Source organism: Pseudomonas sp. AAC, from assembly GCF_000725445.1.
In the GTDB taxonomy this organism is placed as follows: domain Bacteria; phylum Pseudomonadota; class Gammaproteobacteria; order Pseudomonadales; family Pseudomonadaceae; genus Pseudomonas; species Pseudomonas citronellolis.
This window is the reverse complement of sequence record NZ_KL647094.1, coordinates 397,025-423,079: the sequence shown is the minus strand read 5'-3', so window position 1 is coordinate 423,079 and position 26,055 is coordinate 397,025. Positions and strand designations below refer to the sequence as shown.

At 64.4% G+C, this 26,055-nt stretch carries 26 protein-coding genes; 15 read left to right on the top strand and 11 right to left on the bottom strand.

Features of this window, described 5'->3' with window-relative positions; translation table 11 throughout:
• Positions 1-106: 106 nt before the first annotated feature.
• Positions 107-2,395, top strand: coding sequence for a fatty acid cis/trans isomerase (locus tag FG99_RS01600; protein WP_043266827.1), 2,289 nt, complete (start codon positions 107-109; stop codon positions 2,393-2,395).
• Between the two features lie 170 nt (positions 2,396-2,565).
• Complete coding sequence (gene nfuA / locus FG99_RS01595) at positions 2,566-3,150, top strand: Fe-S biogenesis protein NfuA (RefSeq protein ID WP_009619251.1); 585 nt, start codon at positions 2,566-2,568, stop codon at positions 3,148-3,150.
• Positions 3,151-3,538: 388 nt separating this feature from the next.
• Here nfuA and FG99_RS01590 read toward each other — a convergent pair whose 3' ends face one another.
• The 4 genes from FG99_RS01590 to FG99_RS01575 form a co-directional block, all read right to left on the bottom strand.
• Positions 3,539-4,708: an MFS transporter gene (locus FG99_RS01590; RefSeq protein ID WP_141766251.1), complete on the bottom strand. Its 1,170-nt coding sequence runs from the start codon at positions 4,706-4,708 to the stop codon at positions 3,539-3,541.
• Positions 4,709-4,721: 13 nt separating this feature from the next.
• A complete protein-coding gene (locus tag FG99_RS01585; RefSeq protein ID WP_009619253.1) occupies positions 4,722-4,964 on the bottom strand; it encodes a DUF1272 domain-containing protein in 243 nt (80 codons plus the stop codon).
• Between the two features lie 23 nt (positions 4,965-4,987).
• The gene (locus FG99_RS01580; RefSeq protein WP_043266823.1) at positions 4,988-5,998 is read right to left on the bottom strand and encodes a GlxA family transcriptional regulator; all 1,011 of its coding nucleotides are present in this window, start codon (positions 5,996-5,998) and stop codon (positions 4,988-4,990) included.
• A gap of 500 nt (positions 5,999-6,498) precedes the next feature.
• Complete coding sequence (locus tag FG99_RS01575; protein WP_009619255.1) at positions 6,499-6,771, bottom strand: hypothetical protein; 273 nt, start codon at positions 6,769-6,771, stop codon at positions 6,499-6,501.
• A 350-nt stretch (positions 6,772-7,121) separates the two neighbouring features.
• Between FG99_RS01575 and FG99_RS01570 the strand changes: the two genes are divergently transcribed.
• The 13 genes from FG99_RS01570 (at position 7,122) to FG99_RS01515 (ending at position 18,347) form a co-directional block, all read left to right on the top strand.
• Complete coding sequence (locus FG99_RS01570; RefSeq protein ID WP_043266821.1) at positions 7,122-8,246, top strand: M14 family metallopeptidase; 1,125 nt, start codon at positions 7,122-7,124, stop codon at positions 8,244-8,246.
• Positions 8,247-8,308: 62 nt separating this feature from the next.
• Positions 8,309-8,464: a hypothetical protein gene (locus FG99_RS32425; protein WP_009619258.1), complete on the top strand. Its 156-nt coding sequence runs from the start codon at positions 8,309-8,311 to the stop codon at positions 8,462-8,464.
• Between the two features lie 234 nt (positions 8,465-8,698).
• Positions 8,699-9,715: a phosphate ABC transporter substrate-binding protein PstS gene (gene pstS, locus FG99_RS01565; RefSeq protein WP_009619259.1), complete on the top strand. Its 1,017-nt coding sequence runs from the start codon at positions 8,699-8,701 to the stop codon at positions 9,713-9,715.
• A 96-nt stretch (positions 9,716-9,811) separates the two neighbouring features.
• On the top strand, positions 9,812-10,777 hold the full coding sequence (gene pstC / locus FG99_RS01560; protein ID WP_371263856.1) for a phosphate ABC transporter permease subunit PstC: 966 nt from the start codon (positions 9,812-9,814) through the stop codon (positions 10,775-10,777).
• Between the two features lies 1 nt (position 10,778).
• Positions 10,779-11,651, top strand: coding sequence for a phosphate ABC transporter permease PstA (gene pstA, locus FG99_RS01555; protein ID WP_009619261.1), 873 nt, complete (start codon positions 10,779-10,781; stop codon positions 11,649-11,651).
• Positions 11,651-12,436 carry a phosphate ABC transporter ATP-binding protein PstB gene (gene pstB, locus FG99_RS01550; RefSeq protein WP_009619262.1) on the top strand — a complete coding sequence of 262 codons (786 nt, stop codon included), beginning with the start codon at positions 11,651-11,653 and terminating at the stop codon, positions 12,434-12,436. Before pstA ends, pstB begins: the two co-directional genes overlap by 1 nt.
• 286 nt (positions 12,437-12,722) lie before the next feature.
• Entirely contained in the window at positions 12,723-13,193 is a 471-nt protein-coding gene (locus tag FG99_RS30705; protein ID WP_051878348.1) for a hypothetical protein, read from the top strand.
• 136 nt (positions 13,194-13,329) lie between these two features.
• Positions 13,330-13,731 (top strand): hypothetical protein, encoded by a 402-nt coding sequence (locus tag FG99_RS01540; RefSeq protein WP_256204824.1) that lies wholly within the window; start codon positions 13,330-13,332, stop codon positions 13,729-13,731.
• 81 nt (positions 13,732-13,812) lie between these two features.
• Positions 13,813-14,265 carry a PaaI family thioesterase gene (locus tag FG99_RS01535; protein WP_043266815.1) on the top strand — a complete coding sequence of 151 codons (453 nt, stop codon included), beginning with the start codon at positions 13,813-13,815 and terminating at the stop codon, positions 14,263-14,265.
• A 379-nt stretch (positions 14,266-14,644) separates the two neighbouring features.
• The gene (gene ppk2 / locus FG99_RS01530) at positions 14,645-15,559 is read left to right on the top strand and encodes a polyphosphate kinase 2 (protein WP_043266813.1); all 915 of its coding nucleotides are present in this window, start codon (positions 14,645-14,647) and stop codon (positions 15,557-15,559) included.
• 201 nt (positions 15,560-15,760) lie between these two features.
• A complete protein-coding gene (locus FG99_RS01525; protein WP_009619271.1) occupies positions 15,761-16,030 on the top strand; it encodes a hypothetical protein in 270 nt (89 codons plus the stop codon).
• Positions 16,031-16,335: 305 nt separating this feature from the next.
• Positions 16,336-17,634 (top strand): MFS transporter, encoded by a 1,299-nt coding sequence (locus FG99_RS01520; RefSeq protein WP_043266812.1) that lies wholly within the window; start codon positions 16,336-16,338, stop codon positions 17,632-17,634.
• Between the two features lie 59 nt (positions 17,635-17,693).
• Complete coding sequence (locus tag FG99_RS01515) at positions 17,694-18,347, top strand: HAD family hydrolase (RefSeq protein WP_043266810.1); 654 nt, start codon at positions 17,694-17,696, stop codon at positions 18,345-18,347.
• A gap of 860 nt (positions 18,348-19,207) precedes the next feature.
• Here FG99_RS01515 and FG99_RS01510 read toward each other — a convergent pair.
• From FG99_RS01510 to FG99_RS31865, 7 genes are all read right to left on the bottom strand, one after another.
• Entirely contained in the window at positions 19,208-19,603 is a 396-nt protein-coding gene (locus FG99_RS01510) for a hypothetical protein (protein WP_043266808.1), read from the bottom strand.
• Between the two features lie 1,019 nt (positions 19,604-20,622).
• Positions 20,623-21,021: a hypothetical protein gene (locus tag FG99_RS31880; RefSeq protein WP_141766249.1), complete on the bottom strand. Its 399-nt coding sequence runs from the start codon at positions 21,019-21,021 to the stop codon at positions 20,623-20,625.
• A 926-nt stretch (positions 21,022-21,947) separates the two neighbouring features.
• The gene (locus tag FG99_RS31875) at positions 21,948-22,340 is read right to left on the bottom strand and encodes a hypothetical protein (protein ID WP_134163409.1); all 393 of its coding nucleotides are present in this window, start codon (positions 22,338-22,340) and stop codon (positions 21,948-21,950) included.
• A 306-nt stretch (positions 22,341-22,646) separates the two neighbouring features.
• Positions 22,647-23,048 carry a hypothetical protein gene (locus FG99_RS31870; RefSeq protein WP_141766250.1) on the bottom strand — a complete coding sequence of 134 codons (402 nt, stop codon included), beginning with the start codon at positions 23,046-23,048 and terminating at the stop codon, positions 22,647-22,649.
• Positions 23,045-24,124 (bottom strand): hypothetical protein, encoded by a 1,080-nt coding sequence (locus tag FG99_RS01505; RefSeq protein WP_256204823.1) that lies wholly within the window; start codon positions 24,122-24,124, stop codon positions 23,045-23,047. The genes FG99_RS31870 and FG99_RS01505 overlap by 4 nt, the downstream gene beginning before the upstream one ends.
• 370 nt (positions 24,125-24,494) lie before the next feature.
• A complete protein-coding gene (locus tag FG99_RS01500) occupies positions 24,495-24,992 on the bottom strand; it encodes a BRO-N domain-containing protein (RefSeq protein WP_043266806.1) in 498 nt (165 codons plus the stop codon).
• Positions 24,993-25,428: 436 nt separating this feature from the next.
• Entirely contained in the window at positions 25,429-26,001 is a 573-nt protein-coding gene (locus FG99_RS31865) for a hypothetical protein (RefSeq protein ID WP_141766248.1), read from the bottom strand.
• Positions 26,002-26,055 lie beyond the last annotated feature (54 nt).

Below are 26,055 nucleotides of genomic sequence, written 5' to 3'. Positions count from 1 at the left end.
ACCGGGCTTTTACATGAGCGCAGTTCATGTTGTACCGGCCATCGGTTGGCCGCAAAAGCCCGCGGAGCCGCTAGAATCCGCCTATTCACGAGGTATGGAGTCCCCGATGTCCTTGCGCGCATCCTTTGCGTTGACCATTGCGTTCATGCTGCTTTCAGCCGTTGCTCAGGCAGCCGGCATTTCCTACAGCAAGGACATACAGCCGATCTTCACCGACAAGTGCGTGGCCTGCCACGCCTGCTACGACTCGCCGTGCCAGCTCAACCTGAGCGCCGCCGAGGGTGCCCAGCGCGGCGCCAACAAGCTGCCGGTGTACGACGGCACCCGCACCAAGGCCCAGGAAACCACGCGCTTGTTCCTCGATGCACACGGCGCCGACGCCTGGCGGCGCAAGGACTTCTGGTCGGTGCTGGACGCCCGCGGCGGCCAGGCGGCGCTGATGCAGCGCATGCTCGACTTGGGCCAGGCCCACCCGCTGGTGCCCAACGCGAAGATCCCCGAAGGCCTGGACCTGTCGATCGACCGCAGCAACCAGTGCCCAACGCCGGACAGCATCGACGAGTTCGTGCAGAAGAACCCGCGCAGCGGCATGCCCTTCGCCGTCACCGGCCTCAGCGCCCAGCAGTACGCCACCCTGAAGCAATGGCTGGCCGAGGGCGCGCCGGTGGACGAGCAGGCCTGGCAGCCCGGCGCCGGCGAGGCGCGGCAGATCGCCGAGTGGGAGCGCTTCCTGAACCAGCCCGGCGCCCGCGAGAGCCTGGTTTCGCGCTGGCTCTACGAGCACCTGTTCCTCGCCCACCTGTACTTCGAAGAGCAGGGCGCGCCGGGGCACTTCTTCCAGTTGGTGCGCTCGCGCACGCCCAGCGGCCAGCCCATCGACCCCATCGCCACGCGGCGGCCCAACGACGACCCCGGCGCGGCCTTCTACTACCGCCTGTGGCCGATCCAGGGCGTGATCGTGCACAAGACGCACATCACCTACCCGCTGAGCCCCGCGAAGCTGGCGCATACTCGCGAGCTGTTCTTCGCCGGCGCCTGGGCGGCCGACAAGGTGCCCGGCTACGGCCTGCAGCACCGCGCCAACCCCTTCGAGACCTTCGCCGCCATCCCGGCGCGGGCGCGCTACCAGTTCATGCTGGACAACGCCGAGTACTTCGTCCGCACCTTCATCCGCGGCCCGGTGTGCCGCGGGCAGATCGCCACCGACGTGATCCGCGACAACTTCTGGGCGATCTTCCAGGACCCGGCCCACGACCTCTACGTCACCGACCCGGCCTACCGGGCCAAGGCCACGCCGCTGCTGGGCCTGCCCGGGCAGATCGACGACATGGGCCAGATGCTCCAGCAATGGACCAGCTACCGCGACAAGCGCAACGAATACGAGGCGCTGCGCCTGGACGCCTACGAAGAGGCCGCGGCGCCGACCTGGGCGGACATCTGGCACGGCAACGACAACGCGCTGCTGTCGATCTTCCGCCAGTACGACAGCGCCTCGGTGCGCAAGGGCCTGATCGGCGGCGTCCCGCAGACGCTGTGGTGGATGGACTACCCGCTGCTGGAGCGCACCTACTACCAGCTGGTGGTCAACTTCGACGTCTACGGCAACGTCTCGCACCAGGCGCAGACGCGCCTGTACTTCGACCTGATCCGCAATGGCGCCGAGCAGAACTTCCTGCGCCTGATGCCGGTGGCCGCGCGCAAGCACCTGCTCGACGACTGGTACCAGAACAGCGGCCGGCTGAAGATGTGGCTGGACTACCAGAACCTCGACAACGACGCGCCCAGCGGCCTGGACCTGCCGGAGAAGGGCGCCAAGAATGCCTTCGCCGTGCAGTTGCTGAGCCGCTACGCCAGCCTCGATGCGCGGCCCGACCCGATCAACCTGTGCCAGGACGGCGGCTGCTACCGGCGCAACGTCCCGCGCCCGCTGCAGGACGCCGAGCAGGCCTTCAGCCGCCTGGTCAGCCGCCCGGCGGCGGGGCTGAAGGTGATCGAGCAGTTCCCCGAGGCGACCATCCTGCGCGTCGAACTGCCCGGCGGAAAACGCGAGATCTACACGGCGCTGCGTAACCGCGCGCACAGTAACGTCGCCTTCATGCTCGGCGAGTCGCTGCGCTACCAGCCGGGGCTGGACACCCTGACCATCTACCCGGGCGTGCTCTCCAGCTACCCGAACTTCATGTTCGACCTCAAGGCGGAGGAGGCCGGCGACTTCGTCTCGGCGCTGGAGCAGGTGCAGAGCCAGGAGAGTTTCGACAAGGTGGTGGAGCGCTGGGGCATCCGCCGCAGCAACCCGCAGTTCTGGCGCTACTTCCACGACCTCGACGCCTACCTGCGCGAGACCGAGCCGGTGGAGGCGGGCATCCTCGACATGAACCGCTATGAAAATCTTTGAGGCGGCTGCAGGCTGCAGGCGGCAGGCAAGAGCGCTTTGGAGCCTGCGGCCTGAAGCTTGAAGCCTGAAGCCTGAAGCCGCTACTTGCGAACTATTCCTACTAAATTGGTAGGGCTTTATCCGGGGCGGGCGAATGGCGTAAACTGCCTCCACGTTTGCGAGGAGTTGCCATGAGCGCCATCACCATTACCGAAGCTGCCCAGGATTACCTGGCCGAACTGCTGGTCAAGCAGGACACCCCCGGGATCGGCATTCGCATCTTCATCACCCAGCCGGGCACCCAGTACGCGGAAACCTGCATCGCCTACTGCAAGCCGGGCGAACAGAAGCCGGAAGACACCCCGATCGGCCTGAAGGACTTCACCGCCTGGGTCGATGGCATCAGCGAGCCCTTCCTGGAAGACGCCGTCGTCGACTACGCCACCGACCGCATGGGCGGCCAACTGACCATCAAGGCGCCGAACGCCAAGGTGCCGATGGTCAACGAAGACAGCCCGATCAACGAACGCATCAACTACTACCTGCAGACCGAGATCAACCCCGGCCTGGCCAGCCACGGCGGCCAGGTCAGCCTGGTCGAGGTGGTCGAGGACAACATCGCCGTGCTGCGCTTCGGCGGCGGCTGCCAGGGCTGCGGCATGGTCGACATGACCCTCAAGGACGGCGTCGAGAAGACCCTGATCGAACGCATCCCGGAACTGAAAGGCGTGCGCGACGTCACCGACCACAGCAACAAGGAAAACGCCTACTACTGAGTGGTGGGTGTTTCGGCAAAACAGCCGCCCTTCGGGGCGGCTTTTTTGTGGTTCTACCTGGAGCGGGCCCTGCCCGCGAAATCGCGCGCAGGGCGCGCTCCTACAATGGGAATGGCGCGGGTGGGGCAGCGTAGGAGCGGACTTTGTCCGCGAATCGCGCCGGGATGGCCGGCTATCGCGGACAAGGTCCGCTCCGGGGGAGGAATACCGTGGCTCCCGGCGACCTGTAGGAGCGGGCCCTGCCCGCGAAATCGCGCGCAGGGCGCGCTCCTACAATGGGAATGGCGCGGGTGGGGCAGCGTAGGAGCGGACCTTGTCCGCGAATCGCGCCGGGATGGCCGGCTATCGCGGACAAGGTCCGCTCCTACGGGGGGAGGAATACCGTGGCTCAGGCGCTGGCCGGCTGGCGTCGGCGCGCCGGCCAGAGCAGCGCCAGGGCGAACGCCAGCACCGGCCACACCAGCAGGTTCACCGCGCTCCAGCCCAGGCTGGTGATGAGCGCGCCGGAGCTGAACGACATCAGCGCCGCCATCAGGCTGTTGCCTTGCTCCATCAACCCCTGCGCCTGGCCGCGCTCGTCCGCGCCGTGGCCTTCGCCGAGCAGGGTGGTGCCGGCCACCAGCAGCAGGTTCCAGCCCATGCCCAGCAGCAGCGAGCTGGCCAGGAAGTGGCCGTGGTCCAGGCCGGCCAGGGCCACGGCTGCGCTGGCCGCCAGCAGGGCGATGCCGAGCAGGGCCACGCGGCGGCTGCCCAGGCGGTCCACCAGCGGGCCGGCGACGAAGGCCGGGAGGAACATGCCGAGGATGTGCCACTGGATCACGCTCGCCGAGCTTTCCAGGGACAGCCCGCAGAACTGCATGGCCAGCGGCGTGGCGTTCATGATCAGGATCATCAGCCCGTGGCCGGCGGCGGTGCAGGCCATGGCCGCGCGCACCAGCGGCCGGCCGAGCAGCGCGCGCATCGCTGCGATGCCCCCGTGCGGCGGGCGTGGCGCGGTGCCTTCGCGCAGGCGCGCCATCAGCAGCAGGCCGACGAGCGCCAACGCGGCGATGGCCAGGTAGGCGCCGACGAAGGGCGTGGGCAGCGCCGTGCGGGCCCATAGCGCCAGGCCCGGAGCTAGCAGTGCGGCCAGCACGCCGCCGCCGATCACATAGGCGCTGGCTCGACCTTTCTCGGTCTCGCCCACCGCTTCCAGGGCGGCGAAGCGGTAGTACATCGCCGAGGCCTGGTAGCCACCGATCGGCAGGGCGCCCAGGCACAGCAGCCAGAACGAGCCCAGTTGCACGCCCAGGGCGCAGGTCAGCCCGCCGAGCACGCCGCCGGCGGCGCCGAGCATCAGCCCGGGGCGGCGGCCATGGCGCTGCATGAACAGCGACAGCGGCTGCACCGCCAGCAGGTTGCCCAGCACCAGCAGGGCCAGGGGCAGGGTGGCCAGGCCGTTGAGCGGTGCCAGTTGCGTGCCGATCAGCGAGGTCAGGGTGATGCCGATCAGCGAGCACGACCAGTACAGCGCCTGGCCGAGGAACAGCAGGCGCAGCGCGCCGTTGCGCAGTAGCAGCATGTCCGCGCCCTCAGTTCCGGCAGCCGCCGGGCTTGAGCACCCGCTGCGTCGAGGCCGGGTGGCGCAGCAGCGCCTCGCTCGGGCGCCGTGGCCGTTGCAGCAGCTCGCCGCCGCAGTTCGGGCACTGGCCGCCGAGCACGCTTTCGGCGCAGTCGCGGCAGAAGGTGCATTCGAAGGTGCAGATGCGCGCGTCCGTGCTATCGGCCGGCAGGTCGCGGTCGCAACATTCGCAGTTGGGGCGCAGTTCGAGCATGGCGAGGTCCTTCTGGCTGGGGATCAGGCGTCGGTGAGCTGGCCGAAGCGTTCGGCGTATTCCTGGGGGCTCACCGCAAGGTGCTTGTGGAAAGTGCGCCGCAGGTTCTCCGGGTGGCCGAAGCCGCACAGCCGGGCCACGGTGGCGATCGACGCCCGGGCGTCCTGCAGCAGGGCGCGGGCGGCCTCCAGGCGCACCTTCTCGACATAGCGGCCGGGCGCCACGCCCAGCTCATTGATGAACACCCGCGACAGGGTGCGCGGGCTCATGCAGGCCTGCTCGGCCAGGGCTTCCAGCGACAGGTCGGCGCCGAGGTTGGCCGGAATCCACTCCAGCAACGCGGCCAGGCGCGGTGCGCGCACCGGCTCGGGCGTCAGCCAGGCGCTGAACTGCGCCTGCCCGCCGGGGCGCCTGAGGAACATCACCAGGCGCCGGGCCACGGCCAGGGCCAGCGGGCGGCCGAGGTCGGCCTCCACCAGCGCCAGGGCCAGGTCGATGCCGGCGGTGACTCCGGCGGAGGTGAACACGTGGTCGTCGCCGTCGCGGCGGCTGGGGTCGTAGGTGTGCAGGCGGTCGCCCTGCACGTGGACTGCGGGGTGGCACTCGCGCAGGGTGTCGACGTCGGCCCAGTGGGTGGTGGCGCTGCGCCCGTCGAGTACCCCGGCGGCGGCCAGCAGCAGGGCGCCGGAGCACACCGAGCCGAGGCGCCGCACCTGGCCTTCGGCGGCGCGCAGCCAGGCCAGCAGCGCGGGGTTGGCGCACTGCGCCTCCACGCCCAGGCCGCCGGGGACCAGCAGGGTGTCGAGGCTGGCGGCGTCGGTATCGGCCCAGGCGGCGTCGGCGCAGATGCGTAGGCCGGCGGAGGTGGCCACGGGGCCTTCGTTTTCGCCCAGCACCAGCAGTTCGTAGGGCGCCGGCAGGCCCTGGCGCTGGCGCTCGACGTTGGCCGAGGCGAACACCTGCAGCGGGCCGGTGACGTCCAGGCTCATCACGTCGGGGTAGATCAGGCAGGCGATGCGGCGGGTGACGGGCATGGCGGGCGACTCCCGGGGTTTGCCGGGAGTGTGCGCCGGGTGGGGAGTGGCGGCAATGACATGGGCCCCACGGATCTTGCCAATCGCTCAGCCGCTTTTCGTAGGAGCGAGCTTGCTCGCGAACAGCGTTTCCTGGGATGCAGGTATCTTGGATTGACTCCGCTCCCTCACCCCAGCCCTCTCCCAGAGGGAGAGGGGGCCGTTTGGAGCGAGCTGGAAGTTCGGCATTCTCCTGACAGTCCCATCAGCCAACTGCAGCCACAGGACTACGCCGAACCCACAACCTGCAGAGGACAGCCCCCTCTCCCTTCAGGGAGAGGGTTGGGGAGAGGGGACGGAGTTCAGCCGGGCTCCGAAATAACCGGGAAACTCTGTTCGCGAGCAAGCTCGCTCCTACAACAGCCCCCGCTCCCCAAAACGCCCTGCCGGAAATAAAAAACGCCGTTTCCCTCCCCGAGGAAAACGGCGCTTTTCAAGCACCGGGCCACAAGGCCTGGGCTTCACTCCGGCATATGCCATTCCTGCAGGTCATAGCCTTCGCGGTTCAGCTCTTCGCGGGCCTGGGTCAGCAGGTCGGCCAGGCGCGCCGGGTCGGAGTATTCGGTGCAGGGGATGCGCGTCAGGCCCAGCAGGCGCGTGCCGGTGCGGTCGAGGACGGACAGGTCGAGGCTGCCGTCGCCGCCGGACTGGTCGATCCAGGTGACGCAGTGGAAGGGTTGGAAGGCTCGTCCGGTGATCAGCAGAGCCTCGTTGAAACGAAGGGTCGCGTTCATGGTGGTTACACTCTCTGCGCAGGTCATCCATTGCTCTGTTAAGGGGACGGCGCTTCACTGATCCGTCCGATCTGAGCCCATTGACACCGCGAGCCGCGCAAAAAGTCACAACGCCTGTCGCTTTTGTGCACAAGGTTGTCGCATTGGAAACCGGAAAATTGCCGGCAATCTTCCGGGAAACCGCCGGTAAATGGCTCTGCCACGCGGCTTTCATCGAACTTGCGGGGTGCGCCGTTGCGTCGCAGGGGGCGCGAGCCCTTGGGCCGGCTTTTCCACGGCCAATTCGTGACAGCCGGGGCAGGGCGCCGCAAGATAGGGGCTTTGCATCCGCTTTTGCCTGAGGAGGTTTCATGGAGATTCGCTGCGACTTCGACAGCGGCAACATCCAGGTGCTGGATGCCAGCGACCCGCAGGACGTGCGCCTGGCCCTGCGCCCGGACCTGAACAGCCCGCACTTCCAGTGGTTCCACTTCTGCGCCGACGGCCTGACCCCGGGCCAGCGCTACACCTTCGACCTGACCAACGCCGGGCACTCCAGCTACACCGGCGGCTGGCCGGGCTACCGCGCGCTGGCCTCCTACGACCAGCGCGACTGGTTCCGCGTGGACAGCAGCTACGACGGCCAGTCCCTGCGCTTCAGCCTCGACGCCGAGCAGCCCCGGGCCTGGTTCGCCTACTTCGAGCCCTACAGCCGCGAGCGCCATGCCGCGCTGGTGCGCCAGGCCATCGAGCAGGCCGGCGCCGAACTGGTGGCCACCGGGCGCAGCATCGAGGGCCGCGACATCCCGCTGCTGCGCATCCGCCGCAACCCGCAGGCCACGCGCAAGCTGTGGCTGATCGCCCAGCAGCACCCCGGCGAGCACATGGCCGAATGGTTCATGGAAGGCCTGATCGAGCGCCTGCAGCAGAAGGATGCGGAACTCGACTACCTGCTGCAGCACGCCGAGCTGTACCTGGTGCCGAACATGAACCCCGACGGCGCCTTCCGCGGCCACCTGCGCACCAACGCCGCCGGCACCGACCTCAACCGCGCCTGGGCCTCGCCCAGCGCCGAGACCAGCCCGGAAGTGCTGTTCGTCCAGGCGCACATGCGCCAGCAGGGCGTCGACCTGTTCCTCGACATCCACGGCGACGAGGAAATCCCCTACGTGTTCGCCGCCGGCTGCGAGGGCAACCCCGGCTACAGCGAGCGCCAGGCGTACCTCGAAGCGGAGTTCCGCAAGCGCCTGGAGGAGCGTGGCGAGTTCCAGAGCCTGCACGGCTACCCGCGCAGCGCGCCGGGCAAGGCCAACATGACGCTGGCCTGCAACCACGTCGGTGAAACCTACCAGTGCCTGGCGCTGACCCTGGAGATGCCGTTCAAGGACCACGACCTGGCCCCGGATGCCCGCACCGGCTGGAGCGGCGCGCGCGCCAAGCGCCTGGCCGGCGCGGTGCTCTCGACGCTGTCGAGCCTGGTGGAAGAACTGCGCTGACTGGAATCTTCGCCGCCGCGTGCCAGTCTAAAGCTGTGAGGAACTTGCATGCGGAGGTGTCCATGTACAGGACGCGCAAGCTGTTGACCCCCCAGGAGATCGAGGACCTGCAGGAACGCATGGAGGCCATGGAGGAACTGGACTTCCGCGAACGCCGCGAAGTCCGCAAGAACCGCACGGGCGACCATCGCCCGCGCCTGGCCGCAGCGCCGGCCTGACCGGCGCGCCGCGCACCCGGCCGCCGGCCGGGTGCGTATAGGGCGCCTGCTCTGGCAGCCGTGGCCGGGGCACGTGGCCGGGGAGGGCGGACACCCGCGCTGCCATTAAGTTGCCAGTACGCGGATTATTAATCTCGCTGTCATAAAGCGTACATATTCACGGCATTAAATCATCACGTCTTCTAACCAACCGGGGACTTCCCGGACTTCCTCCCATATTGAGGTATTGACGTGATGCTGCTCAGCAAAACCCGCTTGTCCGTCCTGCTGGCTTCCATGGCCCTGACCGGCCTGGCCCATGCCACTGATGTCACCGGCGCCGGCTCCAGCTTCGTTTACCCGGTGCTGTCGAAGTGGTCCCAGGAATACAGCAAGTCTTCCAGCAATCGCATCAACTACCAGTCCATCGGCTCCGGCGGCGGCATCGCCCAGATCAAGGCCGCCACCGTCGACTTCGGCGCCTCCGACGCCCCGCTGTCGGCCGACGACCTGAAAGCGGCCGGCCTGGGCCAGTTCCCCAGCGTGATCGGCGGCATCGTGCCGGTGGTCAACCTGGACGGCGTCGAGCCGGGCAAGCTGCACCTGGACGGTGAAACCCTGGCCAAGATCTTCCTCGGCAGCATCACCGACTGGAACGACCCGGCCATCGCCGCGCTGAACCCCGAGCTGAAGCTGCCGGCCACCAAGATCACCGTGGTCCGCCGTTCCGACGGTTCGGGCACTTCCTACAACTTCACCAACTACCTGTCCAAGGTCAGCCCGGAGTGGAAGGACAAGATCGGCTTCGGCACCACCGTACCCTGGCCGGTCGGCATGGGCGGCAAGGGCAACGAAGGCGTCTCCGCCTACGTCAAGCAGATCAAGAACTCCATCGGCTACGTCGAGTACGCCTACGCCCTGCAGAACAAGATGGCCTACGCCTCGCTGAAGAACGCCGCCGGCAAGTTCGTGCAGCCCAACACCAAGAGCTTCCAGGCTGCCGCCGACACCGCCGACTGGGCCAACGCCAAAGACTTCAACCTGCTGATGACCAACGCCCCGGGCGACACCGCGTGGCCGATCACCGCCACCACCTGGATCATCATGTACAAGCAACCGAAGAACGCGGAACAGGCCCAGGCCGCCTTCCACTTCTTCAAGTGGTCCCTGGAGAACGGCCAGCAGCAGGCCGCCGCCCTGGACTACGTGGCGCTGCCGGAATCCCTGGTCAAGCGCATCGAAGGCTACTGGAAGTCGGACTTCGCCCGCTGATCGGGTGAATGACCAGGACCGCCGCCCGGAACCCCCGTGCGGCGGTTCGCTTGCTTGGATGAACCGATGTCTACCGAATCCTCACCGTCCCTCGCCATGCCCAACCTGAAGGCCGCCGAAGCCGAAGACCGCGCCCAGCGCGACCAGCGCCACGATCGCTGGTTCCGCAACGCCATGTTCGGCTCCGCGCTGCTGGTGCTGTTGCTGCTCGCCGGCGTCGCCGGCTCCACCCTGTGGGGCGGCAGCCTGGCCTTCTCGCACTTCGGCCTGGACTTCCTCACCAGCACCGAATGGGATGCGGTGAACAACAAATTCGGCGCCCTGGTACCAATCTACGGGACCCTGGTCACCTCCTTCCTGGCGCTGCTGATCGCCGTACCGGTCAGCTTCGGCATCGCCATCTTCCTCACCGAGCTGGCGCCGCCGTGGCTGCGCATGCCGGTGGCCGCGGCCGTCGAGCTGCTGGCCGGCATCCCCTCGATCATCTACGGCATGTGGGGCCTGTTCGTCTTCGGCCCGTTCATGGCCCAGCACATCGCCCCCTGGCTGAACGACTACCTGGGCGCGCTGCCGCTGATCGGCGGCCTGTTCCAGGGCCCGCCGCTGGGCATCGGCATGCTCAGCGCCGGCATCGTCCTGGCGATCATGATCATCCCCTTCATCACCTCGGTGATGAACGAAGTGTTCAACAGCGTACCGACCACCCTGAAGGAATCTGCCTACGCCCTGGGCAACACCACCTGGGAAGTGGTCTGGGACATCGTCCTGCCCTACACCCGCTCGGCGGTGGTCGGCGGCATCTTCCTCGGCCTCGGCCGCGCCCTGGGCGAGACCATGGCGGTGACCTTCGTGCTGGGCAACTCGCAGCACTTCTCCGCCTCGCTGCTGATGCCCAGCAGCTCCATCGCCTCGGTGATCGCCAACGAATTCAACGAGGCCTACACCGACCTGCACCGCTCCTCGCTGATCGCCCTGGGCTTCCTGCTCTTCGTGGTCACCTTCATCGTTCTCGCCGCCGCTCGCCTGATGCTGCTGCGCCTGGCCCAGAAGGAGGGCAAGTGACATGGCCGGCAACGAAAGCCTGTATCGCACCCGCGCGCTGAAGAACCGCGCCGCCATGCTGCTCAGCTGCGGCGCCACCCTGTTCGGCCTGATGTGGCTGGCGTGGATCCTGCTGACCACCATCAGCCACGGCATCGAGGCGCTGAACCTCAACCTGTTCACCAAGATGACGCCGCCGCCGGGGGCCGAGGGCGGCCTGGCCAACGCCTTCTACGGCAGCGTGCTGATGAGCGCGCTGGCGCTGCTGATCGGCACCCCCATCGGCCTGATGGCGGGCATCTGGCTGGCCGAATACGCCCGCCACACCCGCATGGGCACCGTGGTGCGCTTCATCAACGACATCCTGCTGTCGGCGCCGTCCATCGTCCTGGGCCTGTTCGTCTACACCAGCGTGATCCTGCCGCTGAACTACCTCACCGACCACCGCGTGGGCTTCTCCGCCATCGCCGGCGCCCTGGCCCTGGCCCTGCTGGTGATCCCGGTGGTGGTGCGGACCACCGACGAAATGCTCCAGCTGCAGCCGACCACCATGCGCGAAGCCGCGCTGGCCCTGGGCGTGCCGCAATGGAAGCTGACCCTGCAGATCGTCCTGCGCGCCGCCCGCGCCGGGGTGATCACCGGCATCCTCCTGGCCCTGGCGCGCATCACCGGCGAAACCGCGCCGCTGCTGTTCACCGCCTTCGGCAACCAGTTCTGGAGCAGCGACCTGCTCAAGCCCATGGCCAGCGTGCCCGTCGTGGTCTTCCAGTACGCCATGAGCCCCTTCAGCGACTGGAACGCCCTGGCCTGGGCCGGCGCCCTGGTGCTGACCCTGTTCGTACTGCTGCTCAGCCTCACCTCCCGTCTCATCCTTCTGCGCAATAGGGCATCCTGATGACTGCCATGACCACCGCCATCGCCGCCGAACGCACCAAGATCCGCGTTCGCGACCTGGAGTTCTTCTACGGCGAGCACCGTTCGCTCAAGTCCATCAACATGGACATCCCGGAGAAGTGCATCACCGCCATCATCGGCCCGTCCGGCTGCGGCAAGTCGACCCTGCTGCGCATCTTCAACCGCATCTACTCCCTGTACCCGAAGCAGGAAGCGCGCGGCGAGGTGCTGCTCAACGGCGAGAACATCCTCGCCCCCGGCTACTCCATGAACCGCCTGCGCAGCCAGGTGGGCATGGTGTTCCAGAAGCCGGTGCCGTTCCCGATGACCATCTACGAGAACATCGCCTACGCGGTGCGCCACCATGAAAAGGTCAGCCGCCGCGAGATGGACGACCGCGTCGAGCAGGCCCTGCGCGGCGCGGCCCTGTGGGACGAGGTGAAAGACAAGCTGAACGCCAGCGCCCAGGGCCTTTCCGGCGGCCAGCAGCAGCGCCTGTGCATCGCCCGCACCATCGCGCTCAAGCCCCAGGTGCTGCTGCTCGACGAGCCGACCTCGGCGCTGGACCCGATCTCCACCGGGCGCATCGAGCAGCTGATCACCGAGCTCAAGCAGGAGTTCACCGTGGTCATCGTCACCCACAACATGCAGCAGGCCGCGCGCTGCTCGGACTACACCGCCTTCATGTTCCTCGGCGACCTGATCGAGTTCGGCGACACCGACACCCTGTTCACCAAGCCGGCCAAGGAGCAGACCGAGGACTACATCACCGGTCGCTTCGGCTGAGCCCAGGCGTTAACCCGACGCCCGCCACGGTGCAAGCCGCGGCGGGCGTTTTCATTGTGGATTCCGGCAAGCCCTTGCCACCCACGGCAGGCGCTTGCCGACGGCAGGCTCTTCGTAGGAGCGAGCTTGCTCGCGAACGGCTTTTCCCGGCTGCACCGCTGCCATGCGGTTCGCGAGCAAGCTCGCTCCTACAGGGGAGGGCGGCGCCGTCATGACCGCCGGCCGGCATCCTGGCGTGTTTCTTGCCCGATACAAGCTTCCCTTCTTCGGCACGGGAGACCTGCCCATGAACATCATCGACGGCCTGAGCGGCATCGGCCTGGCGAGCAAGCTGGTGCGCGGCGTGGTCGCCGGCGCCAGCGAGTTCGCCAGCTACCTGGCCAACGCCAGCAGCGCGAGCGCGACGACGAGCGGTACGAGCGAGGCGCCCTCCGGCGCGGTAGCATCCTCCGGCGGCGCCGCGCAGAGTGGCGGCGGCCCCCTGGACGAATTCCTCGCCTACATGAAGCTCAGCCCCGGCGAAAAGCTGCGGCACAGCGTCATGCAGGACATGGACGTCACCCAGGAACAGCTCGACGCCATGCCCGCCGAGGACCGCGAGCGCATCGAGAACGAAATAGCCCAGCGCATCAGGGAAAAGATCACGCAGCAGGCCGACTCCGGCAGCCAGCCGGTCGCACCCACTGCCACTCCGGTGGCCCTGAAGCAGATGTATGGCGTCGAACGAACCCAGCCCAGCCTCGACCTCCTCGGCTGACCCCGCCCCGGCCGGCCCTCGCGCCGGCCTCAAGCCTTGTATCGGAACCGATATGGGACGCTACCCGATGCTGGCTGCATCGCTGAACTCCCTTGCCTAGACTGCGGTCTTCCGCAGTGAACCCACGTTTGTGCACATGTCTTCCATGCAATCCCACAGCAGACTCATCAGCCACGTTCCCCGGCACCTGATCCAGCAGGCCGTAGCGAAGAAGGTCGGGCGCGGCTGGCGCGCCGACTTCAACGTCGCGGTGTGGCTGCACCTGGCCACCACCGGCGACGCCCAGGTGACGCTGAAAGTCAGCTACCAGGACGGCGAGACCGTCCGCGAGCAACTGATCGACCGCGGCCGCGTCGGCTTCAACCAGCGCATCCTGCTGTGCGGCATCGCGCGCCTGGAATACAACCAGGCCATCGAATCCATGAGCCTGTCGCTGCTGTGCGAGGAACCCATCCAGACGCTGATGGTGGACGAGCTGTTCGTCCAGGCGGTGGAACTGCAGCGCGACGGCGAGCGCAACCGCAAGGGGCGGCGCTGAAGATTCATCCGAAGGAGTGATACGCCGGGGCTGGCCGATGCGTTGAAATGATCCTGCCCGTCAACTTCCACCGGATGGCCCATGAGCTTCGACCCTTCGCACCTGCAGTCCTACACCGAATACCGTGGCATCGAGATTCCCTTTCTCGACCACCTGAAGTTCCGCTACCAGCCGGCCGGCGCCGGCGAGCACGACGGTCACCTGGTGCTGCGCGTGGAGCGCGAGCACCTCAATGGCTGGCGCAACGCCCACGGCGGCGTGCTCATGAGCCTGCTCGACGTGGCCATGGCTCTGGCCTGCAGCCATGCCGACGAGGAAGGCCGCGGCTGCGTGACCGTCGAAATGAAGACCAGCTTCCTGCGCCCCGGCGGCGACGTCGGCGAAGTGCTCGAAGCCTTCGGCCAGGTCCGCCACCGCACCCGCTCCATCGCCTTCTGCGAAGCCGAAGTCCGCAACGCCGCGGGCGAAACCGTGGCCACCGCCAGCGGCACCTTCAAGTACCAGAACAAACAGCGCCCGGTGATCGACGCCTGAACCTGCGCCCCGGAGTGACTGTAGGAGCGGACCTTGTCCGCGATAACCTGAACCACCGGCGCGATTCGCGGATGAGATCCTCCTACGCTGCCCCAGCCGCGCCGCTCCCCTGTAGGAGCGCGCCCTGCGCGCGAATCGCGGGCAGGGCCCGCAGCTGGGAAATCGCAGTGTTCCCCCCGTAGGAGCGGACTCCGTCCGCGATTCCCTCCCATGGCACCCTGCCACCCCCAACCGCTCTGGTCCGCAGCTTTTCGTGAGGCGAAAGGCCCTTTTGTCATGATTCTGTCATCAGTCGTAACTACATTTTTCTGTCATGAAAATGTCACGCCTGAGTGACGGAGCCAGTGACGGCCCATACCGACTTGCGAGTGCTGACCCCATGCTGCTCAACGACAAGACCCTGCCCCAGCGCATCCGCCAGGAGGCGCTCGACGACCGCGACGAGGAACTCGAACTCGACTGGCAGGAGCTCTACGACCTCGACGGCCTGCGCGCCGACACCCTGGAAAACTTCGAACAGCACCTGCTGCGCCAGCGCTACTTCGGCGAACTGTTCCGCCTGCAGGGCGAACTGGTGAAACTGCAGAACTGGGTGGTCAAGACCGGACACAAGCTGGTGGTGCTCTTCGAAGGCCGCGACGCCGCAGGCAAGGGCGGGGTGATCAAGCGCATCACCCAGCGCCTCAACCCGCGCGTGTGCCGTGTCGCCGCGCTGCCGGCGCCGAACGACCGCGAGCGCACCCAGTGGTACTTCCAGCGCTACGTCTCGCACCTGCCGGCGGCGGGGGAGATCGTGCTGTTCGACCGCAGCTGGTACAACCGCGCCGGGGTGGAGCGGGTGATGGGCTTCTGCAACGACGAGCAGTACGAAGAGTTCTTCCGCAGCGTGCCGGAGTTCGAGCGCATGCTGGCGCGTTCGGGCATCCAACTGGTCAAGTACTGGTTCTCGATCACCGACGAGGAGCAGCACCTGCGCTTCCTCAGCCGCATCCACGACCCGCTCAAGCAATGGAAGCTCAGCCCCATGGACCTGGAATCGCGGCGGCGCTGGGAGGCCTACACCAAGGCCAAGGAAACCATGCTCGAACGCACCCACATCGCCGAGGCGCCCTGGTGGGTGGTGCAGGCGGATGACAAGAGGCGCGCGCGGCTGAACTGCATCCACCACCTGCTCGGCCAGGTGCCCTACGAAGAAGTGGCGCACAAGCCCATCGAACTACCGGCGCGCCAACGCCACGCCGACTACGTGCGAATCCCCACGCCAGCGGAAATGCTGGTGCCGGAGCAGTATTGAGCCCAGGCCTGGCGTAGGGCGTATAACGCCTCTGGCGTTATCCGCCGTTTGACCTTGGTTACCGGCCCGCTCGGTGTCGAGCCTGACCTCGGCCACCGTCCACTCGGCATCGAACCTGGCATTACCACCCCGACCAGCGGCCCCCCACCCAGGCGACGACCTGCGCCTTCCCGTAATAAATGTGTGGCTATGCTTGGGCCCATGGACATCCGGATCGAACAGACCGATGGTGATCCGCCCGCATGGAAGGTCTTCCTGGGGACGTTCTTCATCGTATGCGCCAGTGAAGACGAAGCCTCAGCCTGCGCCGAGGCCGCGCGCCGCTACGCCAGCGCCAACCCCGCCATCCACTGCGACCTGCCCAGCCCGCCGGCGGCCGTGGCGCCGTTGCGCGCCGGCTGCCGCCCACCCAGCGGCACCGAACTGGAGGCCTGGGAGCTGCGCTGGCCGGAGCGCTACCTGGGCACCTGAGCGCCAACGCCAGGCAAACGCCCTCTGAATCCCGGCCCGCCGCCAAAGCCCCGCCCGTCACCTGCCCACGCCACACTCTTGCCGGAGACGGGCGGATTTCCGACAGTTCTGCCTCGCCCTTGCCGTAGCTGATTTCCGCAATTGCGCCGAGCGTTGTGGGACTTGACCCCAGGGGTTCGCCGCGTGAGCCGGCGGTCAAGTTCTGCGCGGCGCGCCACCCCTAAGATCGCCCCCACGCGCCGGACCAGGCCTTGCCGTGCACCGGTCGCACCCACGACAAGAACAACCAATGGGGGACCACCACCATGCAGATTCGAAGCGGCGGCTGGACGGCCCGGCAGCGCTGGCGCATCCAGATCTTCGCCATCACCTGGCTGGCCTACGCCGCCTTCTACTTCACTCGCAAGGCCTTCTCCGTAGCCAAGCTCGGCATCGGCGAAGACCCCGGCTTCGTCCTCGACAAGGCGGCCATGGCCGACCTGGACGCCCTTTACCTCGCCGCCTACGCCGTGGGCCAGTTCGTCTGGGGCAGCTTCGCCGACCGCTTCGGCCCGCGCGTGGTGGTGGGCGGCGGGCTGTTCGTCTCGGCCCTGGCGGCGCTGGCCATGGGCACCTTCGCCACCGTGCCGATCTTCGCCACCTGCATGGTCGTCCAGGGCCTGGCGCAGTCCACCGGCTGGTCGGGGCTGTGCAAGAACATGGGCGGCTTCTTCTCCACCGCCGAGCGCGGCCGCGCCATGGGCTACTGGAGCACCTGCTACGCCTTCGGCGGCCTGGTGGCCACGCCCTTCGTCGGCTGGTGCGCCTACCAGCTCAGCGACGACTGGCAGGTAGCTTTCAGCGCCTCCGCCGGCGTGGTGCTGGCCGTGGGCTGCCTATTCCTGCTGCTGCAACGCAACCGCCCGGAAGACGTCGGCCTGCCGCCAGCGGACGACGAACAGGAAACGCAGGCGCAAGCCACCACCGGCCTGTGGGACTCACTGCGCCAGGTGCTGCGCAACCGCACCGTGCTGGTCCTGGGGCTGGCCTACTTTCTGCTCAAGCCGGCGCGCTACGCCATCCTGTTCTGGGGCCCGGTGATCATCTACGAACGCATGCCGGAAATCGGCAAGGTCGCCGCCGCCGTCGTCCCCACCGCCTTCGAGGTCGCCGGCCTGCTCGGGCCCATCCTCATCGGCCTGGCCTCGGACCGGCTGTTCGGCGCCCGGCGCATGCCCACCTGCGTGCTCAGCCTGCTGGCGCTGGCGGCGTGCCTGGCGCTGTTCACCCCGGTGCTGCTCAGCGGCAACCTGTACCTGGTGGTGGGGCTGCTGTTCCTCATGGGCGTCACCCTCTACGGCCCCGACTCGATGATCAGCGGCGCCGCCGCCATCGACTTCGGCACCCGCCAGGCCGCCGGTACCGCCACCGGCTTCGTCAACGGCTGCGGTTCGGTGGGGGCGATCCTCGGAGGCCTGCTGCCCGGTTACTTCGACACCTTCTCGGTGTTCATCCTCTTCACCTGCGCCGCGCTGACCGCATGCCTGCTGCTGGTGCCGTTCTGGCACAGCCTCCCGCAGGGGAGGGCAGGCGCCGCACCCGCCACCGCCCTGCAAGCCCGCTGAGCCACCACCGGGCCGCCCGCGGCCCGGCCAGCATTCCCGACTAAACAAGGAGAACGCCCATGGCCCTCGCACTCTTCGACCTGGACGACACCCTCATCGACGGCGACTGCGCCAGCCTGTGGAGCCGGCACATGGCCGACCTGGGCTGGGTGGAAGGCGACGCCTTCGTCCGCCACGAACGGGCACTCATGGCCCTGTACGCCGAAGGCCGGCTGGCGATGGAAGACTACATGGCCTTCACCCTGGCGCCCTTGGCCGGGCGCACCGCCGAAGCCGTTGCCGCGGCGGTCGAACCCTTCGTCACGGAAGTCATAGGCCCCTGCATCCGCTTCGACGCCATGGGCTGCCTGAACCAGCACCGCGAAGCCGGCGACCGCCTGCTGGTCATCTCCGCCTCGGCGCACTTCCTAGTCGCCAGCATCGCCGCCCGCCTGGGCGTGGCCGAAGTCCTGGCCATCGACCTGGAGCAGCACCAGGGCACCTACAGCGGCCGCACTCAGGGCACCCTGACCTACCGCGAAGGCAAGGTCACCCGCCTGCAAGCCTGGCTGCAAGAGCAGAACGAAAGCCTGGCCGGCGCCCACTTCTACTCCGACTCCCGCAACGACCTGGCCCTGCTATCCCTGGTCCAAAACCCCCGCGCGGTAAACCCCGACCCAGCCCTGCGCCACCACGCCGAAACCGCCGGCTGGCCGATCCTCGACTGGCGCTGAAACACCCACCGCCACTTAAAGGCGACTCTAGCGTTGCAGGCCGATGCCGACCCTCCCGCCCACACCAAACGGCCCCCTCTCCCTTCAGGGAGAGGGCTGGGGAGAGGGAGCGGAGTCCCCCCCAAACACCGCAATCACCGGGAAACGCAAGCCCCTACAACCCAGCACTTCACACCGTACCCCTTGTAGGAGCGCGCCCTGCGCGCGAATCGCGGGCAGGGCCCGCTCCTACAGGTCGGCACCGACCCTCCCCGCCACGCCGAACGACTCCCTCTCCCTTCAGGGAGAGGGCTGGGGAGAGGGAACGGAGTCATCCCCAAACGCTGCAATTACCGGGAAACGCAAGCACCTACAACCCAGCACGTCACACCGCCCCCCTTGTAGGAGCGCACCCTGCGCGCGAATCGCAGGCAAGACCAGCTAACGTTACAGGCAACCACGGCTTTTCGTAGGAGCGAGCTTGCTCGCGAACAAACGCGGTGCCATGCGGTTCGCAAGCAAGCTCGCTCCTACGAAAACCACCTACCTCAACCGCCGAGCCCACTCCCGCCAACTCGCTCGCGCTTCAGCAGACCCCCGCACCACCCGCGGCAACTCCGCCATGTTCACCCACAACTGCCCCTGCCAATCCAGCACCCGCACACCCTGCCGCCTCCAACTCAGGCACAACTGCCGCGGCCCGCCATCGCCGCCCTGACAACGCACCTCCGGCACCCCCTGCGTACTGATCCACCGCCGCTATTTTTCCCTGCAATCTCCCCGTCTCATTCGCCGCCTACGTAATTTTCAGCTTCCGCCATCAGAAATTTCTAAGTGGTGAAGCTTTACGTACCGATGAGACCCGAACTGCATGGGGTCTGTTAGTTCACACCACTTAGCTTCAGTAGGGCGAGCATCAGGCCCAGCCAAGCCATTCCCACGATAACCATCCAGGTTGAAATCAGTAGGCGGCGCCTGAGTGCGGGCGGGAAGTTGCGCATGTCCTCCCTATCAAGAAGGCCTCGGCGAATACTCCTGTCGGGAAGCAGAAGGGCGCCGCCGATGGAGCTGACCAGATGGCAGCGAGAGATAAGGTCTTGGCTACCCAAGATGAGACTTGTTCGTTTGGGTAGCTCGCTATTTGAAAGCGCTACCAGTATGCCCTTGAAGTCGCGGCTGCAAGCAATGTAGATGCCAAGAGCCATACCGGACAGGCTAACTAGGAATGGGCTGAGCATGAATGAAAATGCCCACCATGAATTCCAGAATTCGTTCATATTGTTGTTTGTAGTATGTAAATTTGATTTGTGATTTCTGCAAAGCTCATCCTTCGGCCTGAAAGGATTTCAGTGCTTCAGGATGGATGGAGGGATGGTTAGCTAAATAATAGTGATCCCGTGATTATCCATGTCAGACTTATGCCAAGTAGCCAAGACGATAGAAGTGCTCTGAACTTAATATTTTGGGGGACGTTTAGTAGTTCTTCGTGCTCAAGCTCTCCGCGGCTCAGGTAGTACCGGGACATGAGTATTGCCCCGCATATTGTATTTAGCTGCATGTAGCGAGAGAGAAAGCCAGAGCCTTTCCAGATTATAGTCTGTCTTTTCACGTAGATGCTTTTTGGAAATACTGAGAGCAATGTTTCAAGATCGTGCCTGACCATGAAGAGAGTGATTAACTTTCCTGCTACCCCTATAGCGAAGGGCGTTAAGAAAAAAGTTATCTGTAATAATAATGGCCAATCGTCAAACCAGCTTTCAAAGCTCACTTCTTGTGGACTCCTTCATAGATTTTCTCTCCAGCCGTTTCACCAAATTTCTCACCGGTCGAGCCTGCTGCAAATGAGGCACCTCCAACTACAAGAACTACGCAAACAGCACCGCCAATTCTCGCAGAGCCGAGTCCAATCGCTGCGCAGATCGGTATGGCAGCAAAACGGCCAACCAGAGGAACGGCAATTGCGCCTCCTCCAAGTCCTCCTACGAAACTCCCTGTTTCAGTAAATCGCGCTCTTTCGCAAGCCTCGGACTCTCCAGCCCGACACACCTCCTGCACCTTCAACGCAGACGCAGTAGCCCCAAAGCCAATGCCGATATAGCCGCCGTACTTCAGATATCGCGCCGCCTTGTCCACCTCTTCGATATGTGTGGCATAGCCGGGAATCTGTCCGGGGGCGCCGGAGCGGCTCCAGTGGTGGGCCAGGCTGCGGGTGGAAATGCCCAGGTCGCGGCGCAGCAGGGGGTGGTGGCCGAGACGGCCTGGGGGCTTTTCTTTCTCTGCGGAATGATGAGGGGGGTCATTTCACGCCGCTGAGTTTGAGCAGGCTGAATCCAATGGCTGCCCAAGCTACTCCCGTAAATACAAAAACAAGGGAAACGACCAGAAGACGTTTGATGGCGGGAGGGAAACTGCGTAGTTCTTCAGGATCCAGGGTGCCCCGACGAAGATGGGAGCCTGGCCAGAGGATGATGCCTCCCATCATGGATACCTGAATAAGACGCGCCCCCAGGCTCGAGCCGGACCAGTTCCCGACGAAACCCCGAACGATCGGGCTTCTCTGAAAGCCTGCGGTGATTTTCTGGTGGTGGTAAAGCGCTATGTAAACCTGAATAGCCATGCCGGGAGTTCCTATTGCCACTGGCGCAATAAGAAAGGCAATCCGGGCGTAAGGGTGCCAGCTGTAAAAGTCAATCATTGGAGCACCCTGTAGATTTCTTCACCTGCCATTTCGCCACCCCATTCTCCACCTTTGCCACTGATGTAACTGCCTATGCCTATCAATACCAAGCTGCAGACAAACCCTCCGGCCCCGGCAGAGGCGAATCCGATGGCACCACAAAGGTAAGGAGCACTTGCGGTCGTTGCCGCTGTACTGAGTCCTCCAAGCCCAATCCCGCCGAAAAAGCTGGCTGTTTCAGTGAAGCGTGCCTTCTTGCAGGCCTCGGTTTCTCCACCCCGACAGACTTCCTGTACTTGCAGCGCAGACGCCGTACCCCCCAACCCGATGCCGATATAGCCGCCGTACTTCAGATATCGTGCGGTTTTGACCCTCTCCTCTATATGTGTGGCATAGCATGAGGGCATCATTTAAGGAGACCAAGTTCATCGGGCATCGCTCAGTCGGATGAGGCCAATACCGACAAGCAACCAAAGGGATCCAATGATGCAGAGCCACCAGGCAATCCATATCAGACGTCTAACGGAGCAAGGAAACCTCCTAATCTCCTCGGCATTCAGTTCTCCACGTTGTATCGCTCCCCTCGGCCATAACACGAAGCTGGATATGGTGATGACTTGTAGATGTCGAGCCTGGAAACTGGGGGCCGCCCAGAATCTGGCGGTATTTCTCACGCCTGCACTATTCGGGAGGGCAGTGGTAATGGTTTTATAATGACGATTGGAGATATAGCCAATTAGTGTTACTCCCGCGACACAGATGATGAAAAGGGATTAGTCCAAACGCAATCTGAAGGCTTAGCGGCCAAGTGTTGATGTTAGTCAAATTTGCACCTTGTAAACTTTTCTCCTAGCCAACCACCAAAACCTTCTCTTTCCACACCTCTCAGGTAACTTCCTGCTCCAATCGGAGCCAATCTGCAAAGCACACTATCGAAGTCGGCGCTACGATGAATAGCTGAGCTTGAGTAGTAAAACACTTAATACTCCCCAGAGAACCCCGGTAATCATGAGGCCAGCAGAAATACTCATGATAAGCCTTATGGAGTAGGGGAAGTTACGTATTTCTTCAGGGTCGAGGTCTCCGCGTCTAATATGAATGGTTGGCCAGAGAATGATGCCGCTAACCATGGATGTTTGAATGAGGCGCGCTGGAATACTATGGCCCATCCATGTTGCCATGTGGTTTCGAATAATTGGACTGTTGGGGAAGGCTCTAGTGATTGTTTCACGGTGGCGAAATGTAACGTAGATATGAGCCGCCATGCCTAGAATTCCAATAGCATAAGGAGCAGTCATGAAGAAAAAGGCCCATTCTGAACTCCAGAATTTACTCATCTCCTGCTTTGCTCATATATATGCTCCCCAATCCACTCACCCCCTGTCCCTCCACTCTTTCCCCCTATATAGCTTCCTATTCCGATCAGCACTAGGCTGCATGCCACTGCACCGGCTCCCCCCCGAAGGAACTCCAAGTGCTGCACAAATATATGGCGTGATCATGCCTGTCGCTCCTGCGCTGAGTCCGCCAAGCGCGAGGGCTCCAGTAAAGCTCGCTGTCTCGGTAAGTTGAGTTCTTTCGCCAGCCTCGGTTTCGCACATCTTTTGCGCCTTGGCGCAGGCTGGTATTGCTGGCTGGTCTGGTCACTTCACGCCACTGAGCTTGAGCAGGCCCACAAGTAGAAACAGCCATGCTGAACCCACGAGCAGAAGGCTGCCTGAAATGAGCATGAGCCGCCTGATATCAGGTGGGAAATTACATAGGTCTTCGGGGCTCAGATGGCCACGACGAATATTGATTTTTGTCAGCAGAAGTACGAAGCCAGCTGTGCTGGAGACCTGCATACAGCGCGAGCGGAAACTGGAGCCCGCCCATATTCGGTTGTAATTATTGACGCCAGGACTATTGGGAAACGCAGCGAGGATCCGCTCATAGTGGCGGTGCGTTGTATAGGCCAGGACCGCTGCGCCGGACAGCAAGATTACGAAGGGTGAAAGAAGGCAAGCTATTCGGAGATAGGGATGCCAACTGTAGAAATCGATCATCGTTGCACCTTATAGACTTCTTCGGCAGCCAATTCTCCTGCCCATTCGCCGCCTTTGCCGCCTGCGTAACTTGCAACGCCTACTACCACTAGGCCGCAAACGACACCGCCAACTCCACCTGCAATCCCGAGGGCAGTGCAGACCGAACCTGCTGTCCCACCGGAGAGCAGCCAGCCGGCGGCGGCTCCCCCGGTCAAACCGCCAACGAAACCTCCCGTCTCGGTAAACCGAACCTTCTTGCATTGCTCGGTATCACCGGCTCGACACACTTCCTGCACTTTCAGTGCAGACGCCGTACCCCCCAACCCGATGCCGATATAGCCGCCGTACTTCAGATACCGTGCCGCCTTGGCCACCTCCTCGATGTGTGTGGCATAGCCAGGAATCTGCCCCGGCGCGCCGGAGCGGCTCCAGTGGTGGACCAGGCTGCGGGTGGAAATGCCCAGGTCACGGTGCAGTAGGGGGTGGTGGCCGAGGTTGAGTTGCTTGTTCATGAAGGTGGCCTTGAGCTGGGAGTCCAGGTGGGTGAGCAGCTGGCGGCGGCTGACGAAGAAGTTATGGCTGCGCAGGTGGCCATGGGTGGCGAATTCGGTCTGGTGCAGGTATTCGATGTCGCGCAGGGTTTCGCCGATCTGCCGCAGGCCCTTGTCCAGCACGTCCTTGGTCAGCCCCAGCGAGGTGCCGGCGCCGCCGAGGATGTTGGCGATCTCGGCCTGGTGCCTGACCATGAAATCCGCTTCCTCCTCGCTCAGCGGTTCCAGGGCCGTGCGTACTTGAGCGGCGGCGGCCATCAGCTCGGCTTCTTCGCGCAGGCAGGCGGTAGGGTTGAGCAGGTCGCCGATCACGAAGATTTCCCCGGCCTTGAAACCCTGGGCATGAGTGGGGTTGAGCGCCTTGAGGCGGCTGATGAGGTAGGAATGGGCCTTTTCGGGGAAGAGGTGCGCCAGCAACTGCTCGAAACTCATGCTGCGCTGCACGATATGGAAGCCGGGCTCCAGCTTGGCCGGGCGCTTGAACAGGCCGGATGGTGGCTGGCCGACCTCGGGTACGCGTTCGGGCTTGGGCTCCCAGGCCACGAAGGAGGCGCCGCCGTTGTCCTGGCGGCGCCTGGGTGGTTCGGTGAAGCGGCTCCAGCCCTTGTCCGGTGCCCAGCTGCGGTCGGTATGCCAGTCGCTGGAAGGCTTCCAGTCGGGCTCTGGGGCCCAACTGCGGTCGAAGGGGTAGGCGGCTGCTCGGAAATCATCCGCACTCATGCTTGCTGCCCTGCTTGGCCGGGGTGAAGCGGGCCAAGCTAGACAAGCGATCGAGCCTTGAATGTCGGGCGGATTCCTAGGGTGGGATTAGCTGCTTGTGGGAATTTTCCGTTCGATCAGCATATATGGCGTCGGTAGCATTCAGGCCGGTGTGAGCACTAGCCCGTAATGGGCATCGCGCTCTGTATAAGCCCTACCTCAACCGCCGAGCCCACTCCCGCCAACCCGCCCGCGCCTCGGCAGACCCGCGCACCACCCGCGGCAACTCCGCCATGTTCACCCACAACTGCCCCTGCCAATCCAGCACCCGCACACCCTGCCGCCCCCAACTCAGGCACAACTGCCGCGGCCCGCCATCGCCGCCCTGACAACGCACCTCCGGCACCACCTGCGTACTGATCCACCGCCGCAACCCACCCAGATCGGCATGGGCGAAATGGAACAACAACGCATAAGCACCGGACTCGCTGACCAGCAGCCGCTCCAGGCTGCCGCCATCGTCCAGGCGCAGCCACTGCGTGCACAACTGGTCATCCTCCAGACGCCTGGCCAGCCGTTCGCAGCTGGGATGGCCGATCAACCGGCGCAGATCGTCCAGCACGAACCAGACCTGGTCGTCAAGCAACAGGGCGCGGAGGGTGCGGTGCTTGTGGAAGAAGTAGAGCGGGGTGGGGAGGGTGGATTCGTCCATGGGAATGGTCCTTTCTTTGGTCTGAAAGTCCGCCGCCAGGCCGCTGCTAACCGGAGTTGGAGGCGGAGCCGTACGGGGTTAGCAGACCGGGACCAAAGGACCGGCAGACCCGAAGGTCTCCCCATACGGCCCGCCATTGCGGCAATTTCAGCGCGAGTTCCATCGCGGTGATTCGCCGAGGCGTTTCCGTCCTTTGGTCATTCGGGCTGCTAAACCCGGCCCCGTCGTTTTTACGGGGCGGGTAGAGGGTAGGGACGAGATGAGGTGCGGTCAAGAGAAGTTATGGTCTATTCAATGGGTGTAGCAAGGAGTCAGAGAGCGTTAGGCGATTACTGAAAGAGTCATGAATTCGAATGAAAGCTTCTCAAAACCAAATTTCTTGGTTCTATATTTGCCAAGTGAGAATTGCCGTGCGCTTTATTGGCTTTTGGCTAAGTTAATTTGGTGTTTTATGCCAGATTGTCGCCATTCGCAACATTTGGTACGCATTGTCACTATCCAGCGCATATGCCGGTTGCTTGGTGAAGGGCAGCGAACTCATGGTGAAAACCAGTAGCGGTTCGTCCGTTCCTCGCTCTTGCACTACACGAGCCTCGATCGAAGTGAACTCTTCACGGTTATTGAGGGCTTCGAGGGTCTTTAGACGCTGTGCTGCTGGCAGTTCACTCCAAGCCAGGAATTCAGTGATGGGCTCCAGGCCGTCGGGGAAGGTAGCGCGTTCGATACGTTTTCCAAAGGTTATGTATTTGGGACCGAGGTCATCGGTGAAATCCATCCATTTGTCATTATCCGCAATTCGCATTGGCAGCATGCGAGGAGCACGGCTAGCCGAGCGTACGCCCGTATCTTCATCGAAATCACTATAGCGGATGTCGGTTTTATACAGTTCGAAGAAACGCATGGTCGCGACTTTGTCGAACGCTGAAACATTGTGTCCAACTTGCTCCCAGCTGCAGCCGGAAAGTGTAAGAGTCAAGGCCAGCGGTAGAATGCCAAGGTATTTACGCATGTTTTTCCCTTCAGGATTGAAGCGTTCCGTGCAACACGAGCTTCAAGTCGTACC

Bases quoted from the DNA above. Each gene is read 5' to 3' on its own strand.
- FG99_RS01600 (WP_043266827.1), top strand. From the start codon at position 107: ATGTCCTTGCGCGCATCCTTTGCGTTGACCATTGCGTTCATGCTGCTT.
- nfuA (WP_009619251.1), top strand. From the start codon at position 2,566: ATGAGCGCCATCACCATTACCGAAGCTGCCCAGGATTACCTGGCCGAA.
- FG99_RS01585 (WP_009619253.1), bottom strand. From the start codon at position 4,964: ATGCTCGAACTGCGCCCCAACTGCGAATGTTGCGACCGCGACCTGCCG.
- FG99_RS01580 (WP_043266823.1), bottom strand. From the start codon at position 5,998: ATGCCCGTCACCCGCCGCATCGCCTGCCTGATCTACCCCGACGTGATG.
- FG99_RS01575 (WP_009619255.1), bottom strand. From the start codon at position 6,771: ATGAACGCGACCCTTCGTTTCAACGAGGCTCTGCTGATCACCGGACGA.
- FG99_RS01570 (WP_043266821.1), top strand. From the start codon at position 7,122: ATGGAGATTCGCTGCGACTTCGACAGCGGCAACATCCAGGTGCTGGAT.
- FG99_RS32425 (WP_009619258.1), top strand. From the start codon at position 8,309: ATGTACAGGACGCGCAAGCTGTTGACCCCCCAGGAGATCGAGGACCTG.
- pstS (WP_009619259.1), top strand. From the start codon at position 8,699: ATGCTGCTCAGCAAAACCCGCTTGTCCGTCCTGCTGGCTTCCATGGCC.
- pstC (WP_371263856.1), top strand. From the start codon at position 9,812: ATGCCCAACCTGAAGGCCGCCGAAGCCGAAGACCGCGCCCAGCGCGAC.
- pstA (WP_009619261.1), top strand. From the start codon at position 10,779: ATGGCCGGCAACGAAAGCCTGTATCGCACCCGCGCGCTGAAGAACCGC.
- pstB (WP_009619262.1), top strand. From the start codon at position 11,651: ATGACTGCCATGACCACCGCCATCGCCGCCGAACGCACCAAGATCCGC.
- FG99_RS30705 (WP_051878348.1), top strand. From the start codon at position 12,723: ATGAACATCATCGACGGCCTGAGCGGCATCGGCCTGGCGAGCAAGCTG.
- FG99_RS01540 (WP_256204824.1), top strand. From the start codon at position 13,330: ATGTCTTCCATGCAATCCCACAGCAGACTCATCAGCCACGTTCCCCGG.
- FG99_RS01535 (WP_043266815.1), top strand. From the start codon at position 13,813: ATGAGCTTCGACCCTTCGCACCTGCAGTCCTACACCGAATACCGTGGC.
- ppk2 (WP_043266813.1), top strand. From the start codon at position 14,645: ATGCTGCTCAACGACAAGACCCTGCCCCAGCGCATCCGCCAGGAGGCG.
- FG99_RS01525 (WP_009619271.1), top strand. From the start codon at position 15,761: ATGGACATCCGGATCGAACAGACCGATGGTGATCCGCCCGCATGGAAG.
- FG99_RS01520 (WP_043266812.1), top strand. From the start codon at position 16,336: ATGCAGATTCGAAGCGGCGGCTGGACGGCCCGGCAGCGCTGGCGCATC.
- FG99_RS01515 (WP_043266810.1), top strand. From the start codon at position 17,694: ATGGCCCTCGCACTCTTCGACCTGGACGACACCCTCATCGACGGCGAC.
- FG99_RS01510 (WP_043266808.1), bottom strand. From the start codon at position 19,603: ATGAACGAATTCTGGAATTCATGGTGGGCATTTTCATTCATGCTCAGC.
- FG99_RS31880 (WP_141766249.1), bottom strand. From the start codon at position 21,021: ATGATTGACTTTTACAGCTGGCACCCTTACGCCCGGATTGCCTTTCTT.
- FG99_RS31875 (WP_134163409.1), bottom strand. From the start codon at position 22,340: ATGAGTAAATTCTGGAGTTCAGAATGGGCCTTTTTCTTCATGACTGCT.
- FG99_RS31870 (WP_141766250.1), bottom strand. From the start codon at position 23,048: ATGATCGATTTCTACAGTTGGCATCCCTATCTCCGAATAGCTTGCCTT.
- FG99_RS01500 (WP_043266806.1), bottom strand. From the start codon at position 24,992: ATGGACGAATCCACCCTCCCCACCCCGCTCTACTTCTTCCACAAGCAC.
- FG99_RS31865 (WP_141766248.1), bottom strand. From the start codon at position 26,001: ATGCGTAAATACCTTGGCATTCTACCGCTGGCCTTGACTCTTACACTT.